This window comes from Streptomyces aureus, from assembly GCF_001418135.1.
GTDB classification, from domain to species: Bacteria; Actinomycetota; Actinomycetes; order Streptomycetales; family Streptomycetaceae; genus Streptomyces; species Streptomyces aureus_A.
Genome location: NZ_LIPQ01000346.1, coordinates 1 through 16,315 on the forward strand (window position 1 = coordinate 1; position 16,315 = coordinate 16,315).

12 protein-coding genes and 1 pseudogene are annotated in these 16,315 nt (G+C 72.5%); 3 read left to right on the forward strand and 10 right to left on the reverse strand.

Features of this window, described 5'->3' with window-relative positions; genetic code table 11:
* The 4 genes and pseudogenes from AOK00_RS39210 to AOK00_RS26330 form a co-directional block, all read right to left on the reverse strand.
* Window positions 1-435: pseudogene (locus AOK00_RS39210) on the reverse strand (hypothetical protein); the annotation flags it as partial.
* Entirely contained in the window at window positions 432-4,658 is a 4,227-nt protein-coding gene (locus AOK00_RS37530; RefSeq protein WP_159041858.1) for a DEAD/DEAH box helicase, read from the reverse strand. The gene AOK00_RS37530 and the pseudogene AOK00_RS39210, both read right to left, overlap by 4 nt.
* 306 nt (window positions 4,659-4,964) lie before the next feature.
* Entirely contained in the window at window positions 4,965-5,792 is an 828-nt protein-coding gene (locus tag AOK00_RS26325; RefSeq protein ID WP_079042201.1) for a CbtA family protein, read from the reverse strand.
* A 14-nt stretch (window positions 5,793-5,806) separates the two neighbouring features.
* Window positions 5,807-6,034 carry a CbtB domain-containing protein gene (locus tag AOK00_RS26330; protein ID WP_055602743.1) on the reverse strand — a complete coding sequence of 76 codons (228 nt, stop codon included), beginning with the start codon at window positions 6,032-6,034 and terminating at the stop codon, window positions 5,807-5,809.
* A 338-nt stretch (window positions 6,035-6,372) separates the two neighbouring features.
* On the opposite strand from AOK00_RS26330, the gene AOK00_RS26335 reads away from it, so the two are divergent.
* Window positions 6,373-7,008 carry a histidine phosphatase family protein gene (locus AOK00_RS26335; protein ID WP_055602744.1) on the forward strand — a complete coding sequence of 212 codons (636 nt, stop codon included), beginning with the start codon at window positions 6,373-6,375 and terminating at the stop codon, window positions 7,006-7,008.
* On the opposite strand, the gene AOK00_RS26340 is transcribed toward AOK00_RS26335, so the two are convergent.
* The 4 genes from AOK00_RS26340 to AOK00_RS26355 form a co-directional block, all read right to left on the reverse strand.
* The gene (locus tag AOK00_RS26340; RefSeq protein WP_055602745.1) at window positions 6,969-8,069 is read right to left on the reverse strand and encodes a FecCD family ABC transporter permease; all 1,101 of its coding nucleotides are present in this window, start codon (window positions 8,067-8,069) and stop codon (window positions 6,969-6,971) included. The two genes, AOK00_RS26335 and AOK00_RS26340, sit on opposite strands and share 40 nt — an antisense overlap.
* On the reverse strand, window positions 8,066-9,034 hold the full coding sequence (locus tag AOK00_RS26345; RefSeq protein ID WP_254047509.1) for a FecCD family ABC transporter permease: 969 nt from the start codon (window positions 9,032-9,034) through the stop codon (window positions 8,066-8,068). The genes AOK00_RS26340 and AOK00_RS26345 overlap by 4 nt, the downstream gene beginning before the upstream one ends.
* A gap of 81 nt (window positions 9,035-9,115) precedes the next feature.
* Window positions 9,116-10,168, reverse strand: a complete 1,053-nt coding sequence (locus tag AOK00_RS26350; RefSeq protein WP_055602747.1) for an iron-siderophore ABC transporter substrate-binding protein — start codon at window positions 10,166-10,168, stop codon at window positions 9,116-9,118.
* 180 nt (window positions 10,169-10,348) lie between these two features.
* On the reverse strand, window positions 10,349-10,939 hold the full coding sequence (locus AOK00_RS26355) for a TetR/AcrR family transcriptional regulator (protein ID WP_055602748.1): 591 nt from the start codon (window positions 10,937-10,939) through the stop codon (window positions 10,349-10,351).
* A 74-nt stretch (window positions 10,940-11,013) separates the two neighbouring features.
* Between AOK00_RS26355 and AOK00_RS26360 the strand changes: the two genes are divergently transcribed.
* Window positions 11,014-12,816: an ABC transporter ATP-binding protein gene (locus tag AOK00_RS26360; RefSeq protein ID WP_063886662.1), complete on the forward strand. Its 1,803-nt coding sequence runs from the start codon at window positions 11,014-11,016 to the stop codon at window positions 12,814-12,816.
* A 110-nt stretch (window positions 12,817-12,926) separates the two neighbouring features.
* On the opposite strand, the gene AOK00_RS26365 is transcribed toward AOK00_RS26360, so the two are convergent.
* Window positions 12,927-13,673 carry a MarR family winged helix-turn-helix transcriptional regulator gene (locus AOK00_RS26365; protein WP_055602749.1) on the reverse strand — a complete coding sequence of 249 codons (747 nt, stop codon included), beginning with the start codon at window positions 13,671-13,673 and terminating at the stop codon, window positions 12,927-12,929.
* A gap of 148 nt (window positions 13,674-13,821) precedes the next feature.
* Entirely contained in the window at window positions 13,822-14,769 is a 948-nt protein-coding gene (locus AOK00_RS26370; protein WP_055602750.1) for a methionyl-tRNA formyltransferase, read from the reverse strand.
* Window positions 14,770-15,010: 241 nt separating this feature from the next.
* On the opposite strand from AOK00_RS26370, the gene AOK00_RS26375 reads away from it, so the two are divergent.
* Window positions 15,011-16,315, forward strand: a 1,305-nt coding sequence (locus AOK00_RS26375; protein WP_055602751.1) for a lysine N(6)-hydroxylase/L-ornithine N(5)-oxygenase family protein, incomplete at its 3' end; no start/stop codon positions are given.

The window sequence follows — 16,315 nt, forward strand, 5'->3', positions numbered from 1 at the left end:
GGCGGTGGGGGAGGGGCGGAGCGGCTGGACGGCGTGCTCGGCGGCGGCCAGGACGTCGGGATCGGCGGGCAGCGGCGCGAGGAAGGTGGCGACGGCGGGCCGCCCGCCCCACCGGTGGGCCGTGGCGAGAAGCCTCATCCGGCCTGCGGAGCAGCCGAGTCGGAGGGCGGCGCGCTCCAGATGGGTGTCGCCGTGCTGGGCGACGAAGCGGACGATGTCCGCGGTGACGTCGTCGAGGCCATCCGCGGCGGCACCGTCGGCGGCGCCCTCGAACGCGGCGCCTTCCGCGAGCGCGCCCCCGGGGCTGTCCAGAAGAGCCGCCGCGCGGAGCGCCGCGTCGGCGACGAGGGCGCGCAGCACATCGAGCCCGGGCAGCGGCGCCGGTGGCGGCTCGGTGAGGCGGGCCAGTACGGACGCGGGTTCGGCGGAGGTCACGACGGGTCTCCCAGGCTGACGAGGTCGACGAGTTCCCGGTCGGATAGCCGGGCGATACCGGCGTCCCCCGACCCCAGCACGGTGTCCTGCAACGCCCTTTTGTGCGAGAGGAGTTGATCGATGCGGTCCTCGATCGTGCCGCGGGTGACGAGGCGATGGACGGTGACGGTCCGCCGTTGCCCGATCCGGTGCGCGCGATCGGACGCCTGGTCCTCCACGGCGGCGTTCCAGCTGCGGTCGAAGTGCACCACGTGACTGGCCCGGGTCAGCGTGAGGCCGGTGCCACCCGCCTTGAGGGACAGCACGAACAGCGGTGAGCGGCCCGCCTGGAACGCGTCGACGAGCTCCTGCCGCTGCCGGGTGTCCAGGCCGCCGTGGAGGAACAGCGGGCGATGACCGAGGTGCGTGAGGTGCTCCGTGAGCAGTCGGCCCATCGTCACGTAACTGGTGAAGACGAGCGCCGCCTCCCCGCGCGCGGTGATCGCCTCGACGAGCTCGCCGAGGGCTTCCAGCTTGGCCGAGCGCGCGGTGAACTCCCCGGTCCCGGACGGGCCGGGATGGTCCTCACCCCAGTAGTGGGCGGGATGGTTGGTGATCTGCCTCAGGGCGGTGATCAGCTTGAACACCAGCCCGGAGCGGGCGAGGGAGGGGGCGTGGGCGAGCTGTTCCATCGTCTCCCGGACGACGGCCTCGTAGAGGGCGACCTGCTCCGCCGTGAGCTCGACGATCCGCCGTGTCTCGACCTTCGCGGGCAGTTCGGGGGCGACACCCGGGTCGGTCTTCCGCCGGCGCAGGAGGAACGGCGCGATCAGCCGGGCCAGGGCACGCGCGGCCGGGCCGTCCGGGTCGCGCTCGGCCGCGGCCGCGTACCGGGACCGGAAGGTCTTCAGCGGGCCGAAGAGGCCGGGATTGGCCCAGTCGAGCAGGGTCCACAGCTCGGAGAGGTTGTTCTCGACCGGGGTGCCGCTCAGCGCCAGCCGAGTGGCGGAGGTGAGCGCGTGCAGGCGGCGGGCGGTGGAGGAGGCGTGGTTCTTGGCGTGCTGCGCCTCGTCGGCGATCACCATGTCCCAGGTGCGGGTGGTGAGTTCGTCGTCGCGGCGCAGGACTCCGTACGTGGTGAGGACGACGGTCCGCTCCCCGGCGACGTCCAGGCTGCGCCGGGTGCCGTGGTAGACGGTGACGTCGAGCCGCGGGGCGAAGCGGCGGAACTCCCGTTCCCAGTTCGTCACGAGCGACGACGGGCACACCACCAGGACCGGGCCGCGCTGCCCGTTCCCGTACCGGTGCAGGGTGTACGCGATGGCCGTCAGGGTCTTGCCGAGTCCCATGTCGTCGGCGAGGACCGCGCCGAAACCCATGCCGCCGGTGTGCGCGAGCCAGGCGAGTGCCCTCTCCTGATAGGCACGGAGAGTCGCCGCGAGCCCGGCGGGCGCGGGCACCCGGGGTGCGTGCTCGCCGCGACGCAGGAGGCCGACGACGGCGGCGAGGCCGCCGCCCGCCCGGCACGGCACCGTCCGGCCGTCGACGCTCACGGTGCCGGTGAGGGCCGCGGTGAGCGCGTCGATTCCCGCGAGCGGGCCGATCTCCCGGCGGCGTACGCGCGCGACCGTGAGGGGATCGAGCAGCACCCAGTGGCCCCGGACCCGGACGAGGGGCCGGGCGGCCTCCGCGAGTGCGTCCATCTCGGCCTCGCTCAGCACGTCGCCACCGAGCGCGAACCGCCAGCGGAAGTCGAGCAGCGCCTGGAGGCCGAAGCGGGGTGCGCCGCCCTCGGGGAGGGGGCCGAGGCCGCCGCCCGCGGTGGGGACGTCGTCCGTCCCGACCACCGTGTGGGCGGAGAGCAGATCGCGCAGTCCGGGTGGCCAGCGCAGCAGCAGACCCCCGGCCGCCAGGTCCGCCTCGGCTTCGAGGAGACGCGTGATCCCCGTGGTGTCCGCCATCAGCCGCTCGGGCGAGGTGAGCAGCCCGGCCAGGAGACCGCACCGCCGGGCCGCGCGCCGGAGCCGGAGTCGTACGCGTTCCCGCAGGTGGTACGGCTCGGCCCCCGCCACCGGATCGCGCGCGGTCCGCAGGTGCCCGGCGGGGACTTCCTGGTCCGGCGCCCCGGGGGCGACGGCCACGAGCAGGCGACCGGTCAGCCGTCCGGCGGCGGCCTCCTCCTCGGACGGTGCGGCGAACTCGACGACCAGGCCGGGCGGCGGCCCGGAGTGCAGCTGGTCCTCGACGGTGTCCAGCCAGGGCCGGACCAGCGCGGCCTCCGCCTCGGGAAGCGGACCGCCGGCCGGACCGAGGAACGGGCCGGTGCCGAAGAGGACCGCCGCCGGGGGACGCAGCATCGTGTCGGCCAGCGCGTCGAGGAAGGCCGGTACGGCGTCGAACGCCGACAGGAACCGTCCCCCGTCGGCGACGGCATGGGCCCGGGGCGGCATGCGGCGGGCGAGCTCGTCCACGGCCCGCGCGAGCCCGACCGGCAGCGGTCCCGTCCGCCAGCTGTCCGCCCCGTCCGGGGTGAGGGCCGGATGGACGAGGCCGTCGGCGACCGCCCGGAGTCCGAGCCGGGTCGCCCGCTCCCACTCCAGCGCCGTCGGATGCCACCCGGCGTCCCGGTCCCGGCGCAGCAGTACGGGTACGGCCTGGGCGAGCGGAACCCGCCACCCGACCACGGGTACGGGGGCGGTCGCCGGGGGCACGAGGAGCGACCGGCGCGCGGAGGACAGCGGTGCCGGGAGGCCGTCGTCAGGCAGCGGAGCTCCGTCGGTCCGGTGGAGCAGTAGTGCGGCGGGTGCGCTGCCTCCGGGCAGGAAGGAGACGGCGCACCCGGCCGCGAGGGCTTCCGCGACGACGTCACCGACCGCGATCCGTAATACCGGAGCCGGAGCCGGAGCCGGAGCCGGAGCCGGAGCCGGAGCCGGAGCCGGGGGCGGGGCCTGGGCCGCGGCCGGAGCCGCGCCCGGACCCGGCGTCACGGTCCGAGCCGGAACAGTCGGCCCGCCGGCGGCGGACCGCGGCCCCGGCACGGACGGTGACCCCGGTACGGACGATCGCTCCGGCGCCCGCGCCGGGGGAGTGGACCTGGCGTCCTGAGCGACGAGTTCCTCCATCAGCGCCGACGCGGCCGCGCGGCGCGCCTCCGCCCGCGTCTTCGCCCGGCGGGTGACGGACACCTCCGCCCCCGTACGGACCAGGGTGCAGGTGTAGGTGCAGCCGACGCTCTTCGGCGCGGCCGCGAACGTGGACTCCGGCTTGGAGATGACCTCCAACTGGGAGTATTTGTTCAGGTACTTCACCGGGTCCTGGCCCGCCGGTACCGGCTGGATCCGCACCGACCGGGGCGTGCCGCCACCGTCGGGGGAGGCCCGTTCCCCCTCCGGCTCCGGAAGCCCGGTGAGCTCCGCCAGGAGGGCGACCGCGCCGAGGTGGACGGCCTGCCGCCGGTCGCGAGCGGTGCGGTCCGCGCCGTCGACCGTGCGGCCGACACCGGCACCGCCCCCGCCCTCCCAGCTCCAGCGACAGGAGAACCCTCCGTCGGACGCGGTGACCGTGTGCCGGAGGTCAGCACCCTGCTCGTCCGCCCGCCAGCGCAGCAGCGTGGCCGCCGAGTTCTGCATCCGCGCCGCGAGCCCCAGTGCCCGTACGCGCACCTCGCGCCAGGCAGGGCCCCGCGCACCGGACAGCAGCAGATGGACGTCACGGTGCCGCAGCCGCGCCGAGCCCGCCCTGCGGACGATCTCGGCCGCCAGCTCATCGCCCGGCTCGTCGTCCGTCGTCACGCGGGTGTGGAGCAGCGACTCGAAAATCTCCGTCCCCATGCCCGGCAACGTCAGCCGCCCGGCGCCGGCTTCCCCCGCCGACTCCTCGACACCGGCGAGCCGGCGAAGCATCGCGTCGGCGGCGGACCTACGGGCGAGGGCGGCGGTCCGCGCGCTCCGCGCCGGGCCCGTCACCTGGGCGTCGCCGGGGCCGAGTCGTACCGCGGCCGTGTGCAGGACATGTCCGTCGGGAAGGTGCTCGGCGGACTCGTCGTACGTCATCGGTGGCCAGAACTCGAGCTGAGCGTGCGTCGTGAGAATCTGCTGTGGAACCTCCGGCGTGCCCCGCAGGCTCTCGACCGCGAGACGGCGGGCGGTCCGCCACGCCGGATCGTCGCCGGTCACCAGGAGGAGCATCCGAAGGTCCCGCTGCGTCAGTCGCCCCGACCGTGCCAGGCTCTCGGCCTCGGACACGAGGTGGGGGTCCGACCGGCCCGACACGACAGCCTTCTTGGCCCGCTCGTGCCACGCGGGCCGCACCTGGGTTTCCGCGGGAGCCGGCTGCCGGACGTCGTCGGCCGACGGGGAACGACCAGCCAAGAGGAGACCCTCCGTACACATAACGTGATGAGACGTGCGCGCTCAGTATACGGAGGTGTGAGTTCGCGATCTTCCAACGGTGCTCGGACCGCCCGCAGTTGTCCGGGAACGCGGAACCGCCCCGTACGCCGGGGCATACGGGGCGGTCGGTGAGCGGTCCGCGCCGGGTCGTCCGGCCGGTCAGCCGGGGAGCGGCGCCCCGGCCGGGGCCGGAGCGTCGGCGGGGGGCGTCCGGACGGCCAGGACCTTCTGGGCGAGGACGCCGAAGACCACGCCGAACACCGCCCACAGCACTGCCTGGACGGCCAGCGAGGCCAGCCTGAACTCCCAGAGCAGCGCGGCGGGGAAGCCCGCCTTGACCGCGTCGTCGTTCGCGGGGAGGAGTACGAAGGCGACACCGGTCACCACGACGAACCCGGCCGCCGCGGCCAGGGTCGCGTTCCAGTGGCCCAGTCGCGGCGCGAGGCGCCGCCCCGCGATCACCGCGGCGAGCCCGAGCAGCACGCTGAGCAGGATCATCAGGAAGAACAGCGTGGTGCGCTTCCCGATCGTGTCCGGATTGCCGACGGCCGGCGGGGTCGCCGGATACTTCAGGAACGGCACCAGGTACACGGTGGTGAAGGCCGCCGCCGCGGTGAGCGCCGCCGTCGCCCGCGGGCTGAACCGGCCTACGCGGCCGAGCGCGAAGGAGAAGGCGAGCGCGGCGATGCCGCCGAGCGCCACCCCGTACACCAGGACACCGGTGGCCAGGCCGAAGGTCGACTGGACGGGGCGGCTGACCGCCTCCTCCTCTTCCTCCGCGGCTTCCGCGGGAGCCGCGCCACCGTGGCCGGCGTGGGCCTCGGGAGCGGCGTGCGCCTCCTGGGCGGCCTGGGCCTCCTCGACGGCGATCGCGCCGTCCACGGGAGGCTCACCCACCACGTAGGCGACGGCGAAGGCGAGGAGACCGGCGACCAGGCCCGCGAGCATGCCACGGACCAGCAGGGATCTGACAGTTGAGGCGTGCATGTGCGGATCGCCTCTCAGTGGCAGGGGAAGCCGAGCAGATGACGACCGTCGTGCACCCACTCGTGCACGTCGGAGCCGGCGATCAGGGACGTGGCACCCTGCTCGGCGCCCACGAAGTACAGCGCGATCAGCGCGAGAAGGCCGACGAAGAACGCCCAGGGCAGAACGGCCCGGACGGGCAGCGGGGCCGGAACGGCCTGGGAAGGGGCGGATACGGCAGCGGAGACGACAGCCTCGGCCATGATGGAACCTCCTGCGGGAACTCGCGTCCCGGACGGTGGTGCAGGACGACGGTCCGCGGGTCTGACTCGCCGTGTCACCGCCTCCGGATCGGAGGGGTGGGGATCGGCTCACAGTGGCGCGACCGTGCCGGATTCTCACCGGACTTCCGTCTCGCCGTCGTCACGTTGTTCAGATGTCGCCCGACCGTACCGCGCACCGGGTGACCCGCCAAGGGCGTGAGGCCTGAATCACGTGCGCCCCGGGGTGGTGAGCCCGGCTCGGCGCGGTCGGCGCGGTCGGCACGGCGGACCGGCGCTACCCTGGGCGCCGCCCCGGGACCCGACCGAGAAGGAAGCCGATGACCGTCCGGCTGACGCTGATCTCCCCCGCCACGAGCGGATCACCGCGCGACGTCGGGTTCGACGACGACAGTCCCCTCGACCCCGACGGAATCGCCCGGGCCGAGTCCGTCGCCTCCGCCGTCGACCCGTCCTCGCGCGCGTACACCTCGCCCTCGGTACGCTGCCGCCGGACGGCGGAGGCCCTCGGGCTCTCGGCGGAGGCGGTGACCGCACTCGCGGGCTGCGCCATGGGGCGGTGGCGGGGCCAGACCCTCGCGGCCGTCGCCGCCGCCGAGGAAGCGGCGCTCGGCGTCTGGCTGTCCGACCCGGCGGCGGCACCCCACGGCGGGGAGTCCTCGCGCGAGTTGCGGCTACGGGTCGGGGCCTGGCTCGACGGACTGGGGGCAGGCTCGGGGCGCGTCACCGTCGTGGCCGAACCGGACGTGATCCGCGCGGCCCTGGTCCACGCCCTGGGGGCACCGGACGAGGCGGCCGGGCGGCTCGACGTACGCCCCCTGACCGCCGTGCACCTGAGCGGGCGCGCCGAGCGCTGGAACCTGCGCGTCGGCGACCCGCTCGTGCCCGTGCGGGCCCTCGGCGGAGCCTCTCCCGGTCAGGCGGAGGGACGCCTCCACTCACGCAGCAGCAGATAGCCCAGGTACGCGCCGCCGACGGCCATCGTGTACAGGCCGACGGGCAGGTCGTCGAAGAGCGGCAACTGCTGCGCGGTCAGGTCGGCCAGGACCAGCAGCAGGGCCCCGAGCAGGGTGGACATGACCAGGTGCGGGCCGCCGCTGCGGGTGACCCGCTTGGCGATCTGCGGCGCGGTCAGCGAGATGAACGCGATCGGTCCCGCCACGCTGACGGCTCCGGCGGAGAGGACGATCGAGAGCGCGACCGCCCAGGTCGCGGTCCGGCCCGGGCGGGCCCCCAGACCGGTGGAGAGGTCGTCGCCCATCTCGCCGATGCCCAGGGGCCGGGCGAGGAGCGCCGCGAACGGCAGCGAGACGAGCAGCACCGTCCAGATGGTCGCCGCGTCGTCCCAGGAGCGGGCGGAGAGGCTGCCGTTGATGTAGGCGGTGAGGGCGCTGGCCTTGTCGCGCTCGACGGCGTACACCACGTACTGGGTCAGCGCGGTGGCCATCGCGGCCACGCCGATACCGGCCACCACGAGCCGTCCCGGGCTGCGGAACCCGGTGCCGGTGGCGAGGAACACGACCGTCATCGCGAGGATCGCGCCGAGCAGCGCGCCGACGGCCACCGGCATGACGTCGGGCAGGAACAGGGCGGCGGCCGCCGCTCCCGCTCCGGCTCCGGCGCCGAGTCCGATGACGTCGGGGCTGCCCAGCGGATTGCGGGTGACGGACTGGAAGAGGGCCCCGGACAGGCCGAAGGCGGCGCCGGTGGCGATGGCCACCACGAGCCGCGGGCCGCGCAGCCGGTTCAGGACGAAGGCGTTCTTGCCGGTGGCCTCGCCCGCGAGGGCCGACGGCAGATCGGGCAGGTCGATGCCGAGCCTGCCCATCGACAGCGTGGCCACGGCGGCGGCACAGAGCAGCAGCAGGGAGACCACGGCGGCGACCACGGTGGTACGGCGCACGGGTACGGCGACCCAGGGGCCTATCCGCAGCACACCGCGGCCGGCGGGCCGCACCGCGCGTGGCTTCGTCACCTCCGGGCTGTCCGGAGAGTCGGTCCGGTCGGCGGTCTTCATCCCGCTCCCCTCATACGGCGAACGGCGAAGAGCAGGGCGGGCGCACCGACGAAGGCGGTGACGACTCCGACCATGAGTTCCTGCGGGCGCAGCAGGATCCGGCCGATGACATCGGCGAACAGCAGCAGCGTCGGCCCCGCGAGGGAGGTGAAGAGGACCTGGGCCCGGAAGTCGGCGCCCACGAGCGCCCGGACGACGTGCGGGACGGCGAGGCCGACGAAGGCGATGGGCCCGACGGCCGCCGTCGCGGCCGCGGCGAGCAGCGTCGCCGCGAGGAGTCCGGCGCCCTTGACGCGGGCCGGGCTGATGCCGAGGGAGGCGGCCTTGTCGTCGCCCATGGCCATGGCGTTGAGCCCCGGCGCGAGCAGCAGGGCGAGCAGGAACCCCGCCGCGGCGAACGGCAGGACCGCCCAGAAGGCGTCGAAGCCGCGCCCGCCGAGCGCGCCCACCACCCAGTAGCGGTACGTGTCGAAGACCTGCGGCTTGGACAGGGCGACGGCCTGGATGAAGGCGGCGAGGACGGCGGAGAGCACCGCGCCGGCGAGCACCAGCCGCACCGGTCCGCCGCCGCCGCCGGCGGTGCCGACGACATGGACGACGACACCGGTCAGGAGGGCGCCGACGAGGGCCCACCAGATCGTCTCCCGCTGTCCGGAGGCGCCGAGGAAGGCGGTCGCGGCGACGATGCTGGCGGACGCGCCCGCGTTGATGCCGAGAAGTCCCGGTTCGGCGAGCGGATTGCGCGTGATGCCCTGCATCAGGGTGCCGGCGACGGCGAGGCAGAGGCCCGCGAGCACACCGAGGACGGTGCGGGGGTAGCGGCTCTCGATGACGGTACGGGTGTACTCGTCGCCGCCGCCGGTGACGACCCGCAGGACGTCACCGGCGGACGTCGGCCTGCTGCCGAACATCACGCTGGCGAGCAGTGCCAGGGCGAGCAGGACCAGGCACAGGACGGCGGCCATGACATGCCGGCCAAGGCCCCGCCGTGCGACGGCGGGGCCTTGATCGGTCTTGGAAAGAGTGGTCACGCTGAGGACCCGTGGTTACTTCCCGGCCTTGGCGACGGCCTTGTCGATCATCGGGAGGTAGCGCTCGATGCTGTACGGCACCGTCAGCGGGTTGATCATCGAGGAGGCGGTGACGAAGGGCGTGTCGTGGCTGTAGACGAGCGCGTCCTTCTTCACGGCGGGGATGGCCGCGTACAGCGGCTGGGCCTCGACGGCCTTGCGGGACTTCTCGTCCATGTAGAACGTGAAGGCGATGTCGCTCTTCGCCAGCTTGTTGGCGTTCTCCAGGCCGATGAGGGAGGAGTCGGTGCCCTCGGTCTCCGGGAAGGTGTTCACGATCGGGTCGACCTTGAGGCCCAGCTTGGAGACCATCGCCACGCGCTGCTCCTCGGGCTTGAAGATGCCGAGGGTGCCGGGGCCGGTGTTGTAGATGTACGAGAACGTGACGTTCTTGTAGTTGGGGCGGGAAGCGGCCGCGTCGGCGAGCTGCTTCTCGATCTTCGCCTCGAGGTCCTTGGCCTTCTCCGGCTGGCCGAGCGCCTTGGCGATGATCTCGATCTGCTGGTCCCAGTTCGTGCTCCACGCCTTCTCGGGGTAGGCGACGGTGGGCGCGATGTCCTTCAGGATGTCGTACTGCTTCTGCGTCAGACCGGACCACGGGGCGAGGATGACGTCGGGCTCGAGCTCGGTGATGGCCTCGATGTCGAGCTCCTCGCCGCCCTTGAACTGCTTGGGCAGCGTGGCGCCGGACTTCTTCACCGCGTCGTGGATCCAGGGGAGGTAGCCGCTCTTGTCGCTGCCCCAGGGGTACTCCTCGATGCCGACCGGGACGTTGCCGAGGGCGATGGCGGTCTCCGCCGAGCCCTGACCGAGGGTCACCACGCGCTTCGGCTTGTCCTTGATGACGGCCGAACCGAGGGCGCTCTTGATGGTCACGGGGAAGGCGCCCGCCGGAGCCTTGCTCGCCGACCCTGCCGCGTCGTCTTTCTTCTCGTCCGAGCCGCACCCGGTCACCATCAGGCCGAGCGAGACCGCGGCGGCGCCCGCCACGAGAACGCGACGGCGGAGGGGGGTGAACACAGAAGGCATGGTGGATCCTTGTCTCCGGGCAGGGGGATGTGCGAGGCCCCGACTGACGGCCCCACAGACGGATGTCTGCGGGGCAGCGGCCAACTCGGTGCTTGTTAGGTGAGCCTAACCTATTCCTGTCTTGGCTTGGGCGCCAGGGGGTTCGATCTCGATGTGATCCACACGGCACCCGCCGGAGTGCTACGGCGCGACGGCCTTCCGCAGGGTCCGCAGGCACAGGGAGAGGGCCGTGTGCCTGGGGGTGCCCTGGTCCCGTGCCTGCATCCATGCGGCGTAGAGCAGCGCCCACATGACGTCCTGGAGCCAGCCGGCGTCGACCTCGGGATCGAGCGTCCCCTCCCTCTGTCCGCGCCGGACGAGGGTCAGCAGGGCCAGGTCGGCCGCGGACTCCTCCTCGATGCCGGACCACGCCACGAACTGCGGTACGTCGTACAACAGCAGCAGCCGGTCGCCGAGTTCGAAGTACTCCAGGCAGAGCCGCTCCATCGCCTCGGGCGCCGGCCCGTCGTCGAGCCGCGCCCGGTCGGCCGCCGCGGCGACCCGGTCCCGCACGTCCGTGCCGATCGCGGCGAGCAGGTCGGAGCGCTCGGGGAAGTAGCGATGGACGGTGGTCCGCCCCACCCCGGCCGCCTCGGCGACATCGCCGAGCGAGGCGCCGTGGTCGGCGGTGAGGACGGAGACGGCGGCGTCGAGGATCGCGCGCCGGGTGCGGGCGCGGGTGGCGCTCTCGCGGGTGGCCGCGCCGTGCGCGGGAGTGTCGTCGGACCCCATGCGCACACGGTATCCCCTCATACCTTTTGGAAAACCCTTTGACCTTTCTGGAACAGAGGTGTTCCATTGTGGGTATGTCGGATTCCATCGCGCCCCGCCTGAGCATCCTGTGGTCCTTCGCCCGCCCGCACCGGCGCACCCTGCTCAAGGGACTCGCCCTCGCCCTGATCGCCTCCGCCCTGGGCCTCGCCACGCCCATGGTCACCAAGCACGTGCTCGACGCGCTGGGCAGCGCGTCCTCCCTCACCGGACCCGTGGCGACGCTCGTCGTGCTGCTCTTCGTCGGCGCCGCGGTGTCCTACTGGCAGTGGACCCTGCTCGGAGCGCTGGGGGAGCGGGTGGTCCTCGACGCCCGCGAGTCGGTCGTGCGGCGCTTCCTGCGCGCGACCGTGCCCGGCGTCACCCGGAGCCCCACCGGTGAACTCGTCACCCGTGTCACCTCCGACACCGTGCTGCTCCGCGAGGCCGCCGCCTCCTCCTTCGTCGGCCTGATCAACGGGGCGGTCATGCTGGTCGGCAGCCTCGTCCTCATGGGCTTCCTCGACCTGGTGCTGCTCGCCACCACGGTGGCCGCCGTCGCCCTGGTCGGCGTGGTCTTCGGGCTTCTCATGCCCGGCATCGCCCGGTCGCAGAAGCAGGCCCAGGAGCACGTGGGACGGCTCGGCGGCGTCCTCGAAGGCACGCTGCGGGCGATCCGTACCGTCAAGGTCAACCGCGCCGAGGAGCGCATGACCGAGCGGATCCTCGCCGACGCGCGCGCCTCGGCCGAGTACGGGGTCCGGGCCGTCCGCCGCGAGGCGCTGGCCTGGACGACCGCCTGGTCGGGCGTCAACCTCGCCATCATCGCGATCCTCGCCGTCGGCGCCTGGCGCGTCGGCGAGGGCCGGCTCGAGGTGTCCGGCCTGATCGCCTTCCTCCTCTACACCTTCGCCCTGATGGACCCGATCACCGAACTCAGCCAGAACGTGACCGCCCTCCAGTCCGGCATCGCCGCGGCCGAACGCATCCGGCAGGCCGACGCCCTGCCGTCCGAGGAGGCGCCGCCGTCCGCGGGCGCACCCGTCCGGCAACCCCAGGAACTCCGGAAACGCCAGGAAGACGACGGACTCCGGGACCTCCGGGACGACGTGCCCGTCCTGGAGCTGCGGAACGTCACCGCGGCCTACGGCCCGGACGCCGAGCCGGCCGTACGGGACATCGACCTCGTCATCCCCCGGCGCGGCCACACCGCCGTCGTCGGCCCCTCGGGTGCGGGCAAGACCACCCTGCTCTCCCTGGTCCTGCGGTTCCTGGAGCCGACCGGCGGCGAACTGCTCCTCGACGGGCGGCCGTACCGCGACCACGCCCACGGCGACATCCGGGCCCGCCTCGCCTACGTCGAGCAGGACACCCCCGTCGTCCCCGGCACGATCCGCGACAACCTGCTGCTGGCCCGGCCCGACGCCACCACGGAGGAACTGCGGCGCGTCCTCCACGACGTACGGCTCACGGAGAAGGTCGACGCCCTGGAGGAGGGACTGGACACGCCCCTCGCCACCGCGAACGTGTCGGGCGGGGAGCGGCAGCGCATCGCCCTGGCCCGGGCGCTGCTCGCCACCCCCGACGTCCTGCTCCTGGACGAGGCCACCGCCCAGCTCGACGGTCTGACCGAGGCGGCCGTACAGGAGTGCGTCCGCTCCCGCGCGGACACCGGCGCCGTGGTGACGATCGCGCACCGCCTGTCGACGGTGGTCGACGCGGACACCATCGTCGTCATGGAGGCGGGCCGGGTCCGTGCGCGGGGCCGGCACGAGGAACTGCTCGTGTCGGACACCCTCTACCGCGACCTGGTCGAGTCCCTGCGCATCGCCGCCGTCACCGGCGCCCCCGTGACCTGAGCGTCCCCGTCCTGCGCGGCGCCGGCTGCCGCACCTCGTGCGGCGGCGACGTGCCCCTCTCCCGGAAGGGCGAGGGGCACAGGTCGTCGTGGTGGATCGCGGCCGGGTGGTCAGGATGCGGTGCGCGGAGCCGGCGGCCCGTCCCCGCGCCCGCGCGCCAGGCCGGCCAGGGGCCGTTCGAGATGGCCGTGCACGCGGCGGAGCAGGGAGCCGAGCTGCTCGCGTTCGGCCGCGTCGAGCGGGGCCAGGAGCTCGTCGTCCGCGGTGGCGATCTCCGCGCTGAGGCCGGCGAGATACGTCCGGCCCTCCGGGGTGAGCTGGACGACGACACGGCGCCGGTCCGTCCGGTCGCGGACGCAGTCCACCTGCCCGATGCGGGCCAGGTCGTTGACGATCTTCACCAGGTCGCTGGCGTTCATGTCGAGCCGCGACGCGAGGGCCGTCTTCATCTGCGGGCCGAGGTCGGCGAGCAGGGTCATCACGGTGAGATGCCACAGCCGTAACCCACGGGCCTCAAGCCGCTCCGTGAGCCTCCGGCGCGCGACCTTGCCGAGCGCGTACATGAGGTACGCGTTGAGGTTCAGGACACTGGGGGGAGTCATGCTCATGGAGGGCGGGGGGATGGCGGCCGCGGGATTGTCGCCGCGGCCGGCCCCGGTGGCCGCCGCCTCGGTGACGGCGCGCAGCAGGGCCTGTTCGCCACCGCCGGGGTTCGCGCCCCCGTCGAGCGTCAGGTCGGCGCCGGCGAGGGAGCTGAAGACCTTCGCCCAGTCGGTCGGCATGTTCGATATGCCGATGACGGCGAACGTCGCCCCCGAGGCGTCGCGCGCCCCACCGTTGACGATCGGCTGTTCCATCGCAGTGCCTCACTGTCCGCGCGGTCGGAGACCAACCGCCGTGTCTCACCGATAGGTTGGATCAACCTACCCAGATCTGACACGGGGCCGCCATGCCCCTCGGGCGTGGCCGACGACCCCCGTCGACGTGCTCGGAACCCATGCGCCGTCAGGGACGCGCGACGAGGTAGCCGCCCATGGACGTGAAGTACTCGGTCGCGGGCAACTCGCGGCCGTCCTCCGTCCGGACCCGGGTGATGGCCAGGCCGTGGTTGCGGCCCGTACGCGCGTCGGCCCCGGCGACGATCACGACACCCTCTCCCTCGCGGTAGAAGATGCGGCCGGGGGTGCCGCCGTACCGTCCCTCGGAGACGACCGCGGAGAGGATTTCGAGCCGCCTGCCCCGGTGGAAGGTGAAGGCGCTCGGGTAGGGCGCGGACTGGGCGCGGACGAGCCGCTCCAGGACGTCTGCCGGCCAGTTCCAGTCGATCCGGATGTCCTCCTCGGCCCGCTTGTGGAAGAAGCTGGCCTGGGAGCGGTCCTGCTTCGTGAACTCGGCCTGTCCGGAGGCGATCTGGTCGAGCGCGCCGATCGTGACCGGGGCGATGAGGTCGACCGTCTTGTGGAAGAGGTCGGTCGTCGTGTCCGTCGGCCCGACGGGGACCGCGTGCTGCTGGACGATGTCGCCGGCGTCGAGCACCTCGTCCATCATGTGGGCGGTGACGCCGACTTCGGACTCGCCGTTGATGAGGGCCCAGATGAGCGGCGAGAAGCCGGCGTACTTGGGCAGCAGCGAGTCGTGGATGTTCAGCGTGCCGTGGCGGGGCAGGTTGTAGATGTGCGGCGGGATCCACGTACGCCAGTTGTTGGCGACGATGATGTCCGGGTCCGCCTCCTTGAGGCGCGCGAACAGCTCTTCGTCGTCGGGCCTGTTGCGGATCACGACCGGGACGCCGTGCTCCTCCGCCAGGTCGGCGACCGAGTCGCTCCAGATCTTCTCGTAGGCGTGCTCGCTCTTGGGGTGCGTCACGACGAGCACCACGTCGTGTTCGGAGTCCAGGAGCGCTTGGAGGGTGCGGTGGCCCCAGGTCTGATAGCCGAACATGACGACCCGCATATGGGGTTCCTCCTCAGAAGAGCGATTGACCGTCAGCAAGTAAAGCAAGGCTTACCTAACGACGCAACTGGCTTGATTTATGCGGCTGTTCACGAGCGACCTCCGCCCGATGTCCGTTTCATCCCGTCGACAGTCACGCTTAATCAGGTTAGCTTTACCTAAGTTATGCGGGGCGCTGCCGGTGACACCGGAGTGCTCGATGCCCCGTTCCCCAGCTTCTTTCCCGCACGATGGGAGTGACATGTCGCAGGGCTCTCCTGGTGACGCACCTCTGGTCCACGACCTCATCGGTATCGGCTTCGGGCCGTCCAATGTGGCCATGGCGATAGCGCTCAGCGAGCACAACGCACGCGTCGGAAGAGAGGAAGCGGTCACCGCCCACTTCTTCGAGCGTCAGCCGCAGTTCGGCTGGCACCGCGGCATGCTGATCGACGACGCGACCATGCAGGTGTCCTTCCTCAAGGACCTGGTGACGCTGCGCAACCCGACCAGCGAATACAGCTTCCTCTGCTACCTGCAGAGCAAGGGCCGGCTGATCGACTTCGTCAACCACAAGAACCTCTTCCCCCTGCGCGTCGAGTTCCACGACTACTTCGAGTGGGCCGCGTCCAAGGTCGACGACATGGTCTCCTACGGACACGAGATCGTCTCGGTGGAACCGGTCGAGCGTGACGGTGTCGTCGAGTACCTCGACGTGACCGCCCGCGCCGGGGACGAGCTGGTCGTCCACCGCGCCCGAAACCTCGTGCTCGGTACGGGACTTCGGCCGAAGATGCCGGAGGGCGTCGAGCGCAGTGACCGCGTCTGGCACAACTCCGACCTGCTCCGCAAGGTCGAGGGCCTGGAGGGCACGAACCCCGAGCGGATCGTCGTCGTCGGTGCCGGACAGAGCGCCGCCGAGAACGTGGCCTATCTGCACCGCCGGTTCCCCGAGGCCGAGATCTGCGCCGTCTTCTCGCGGTACGGCTACAGCCCCGCCGACGACAGCGCCTTCGCCAACCGGATCTTCGACCCCGACGCGGTCGACGAGTACTTCACGGCTCCCGACGACATCAAGCGCAAACTGATGGGCTATCACGGGAACACCAACTACTCCGTGGTGGACATCGATCTCATCGACGACCTGTACCGGCAGGCGTACCAGGAGAAGGTCCTCGGCACCGAGCGACTGCGCTTCATCAACATCTCCCGGCTCACCGGCGTCGAGGACGGCCCGGACAAGGTCCGCGCCTTCGTCACCTCCCTCGTCACCGGCGAGGAGTCCGTGCTCGAGGCCGACGTCGTCGTCTACGCCACGGGGTACACGCCGGCCGAGCCCCTCGGCCTCCTCGGCCCGGTCGGCGACCGCTGCCACCGCGACGACCAGGGCCGGGTCCGCGTCGAGCGGGACTACCGACTGGCCACCGATCCCGAACTGCGCTGCGGGATCTACCTCCAGGGCGGCACCGAGCACACCCACGGCATCACCTCGTCGCTGCTCTCCAACACCGCGATCAGGGTCGGCGAGATCCTCGACTCGGTCCTCGACCGGGCCCCCGCTCCGGCC

What these genes read in the sequence shown, in the direction of transcription:
- AOK00_RS26325 (WP_079042201.1), bottom strand. Translation starts at nt 5,792, where the DNA reads ATGCACGCCTCAACTGTCAGATCCCTGCTGGTCCGTGGCATGCTCGCG.
- AOK00_RS26330 (WP_055602743.1), bottom strand. Translation starts at nt 6,034, where the DNA reads ATGGCCGAGGCTGTCGTCTCCGCTGCCGTATCCGCCCCTTCCCAGGCC.
- AOK00_RS26335 (WP_055602744.1), top strand. Translation starts at nt 6,373, where the DNA reads ATGACCGTCCGGCTGACGCTGATCTCCCCCGCCACGAGCGGATCACCG.
- AOK00_RS26340 (WP_055602745.1), bottom strand. Translation starts at nt 8,069, where the DNA reads ATGAAGACCGCCGACCGGACCGACTCTCCGGACAGCCCGGAGGTGACG.
- AOK00_RS26345 (WP_254047509.1), bottom strand. Translation starts at nt 9,034, where the DNA reads ATGGCCGCCGTCCTGTGCCTGGTCCTGCTCGCCCTGGCACTGCTCGCC.
- AOK00_RS26350 (WP_055602747.1), bottom strand. Translation starts at nt 10,168, where the DNA reads ATGCCTTCTGTGTTCACCCCCCTCCGCCGTCGCGTTCTCGTGGCGGGC.
- AOK00_RS26355 (WP_055602748.1), bottom strand. Translation starts at nt 10,939, where the DNA reads ATGGGGTCCGACGACACTCCCGCGCACGGCGCGGCCACCCGCGAGAGC.
- AOK00_RS26360 (WP_063886662.1), top strand. Translation starts at nt 11,014, where the DNA reads ATGTCGGATTCCATCGCGCCCCGCCTGAGCATCCTGTGGTCCTTCGCC.
- AOK00_RS26365 (WP_055602749.1), bottom strand. Translation starts at nt 13,673, where the DNA reads ATGGAACAGCCGATCGTCAACGGTGGGGCGCGCGACGCCTCGGGGGCG.
- AOK00_RS26370 (WP_055602750.1), bottom strand. Translation starts at nt 14,769, where the DNA reads ATGCGGGTCGTCATGTTCGGCTATCAGACCTGGGGCCACCGCACCCTC.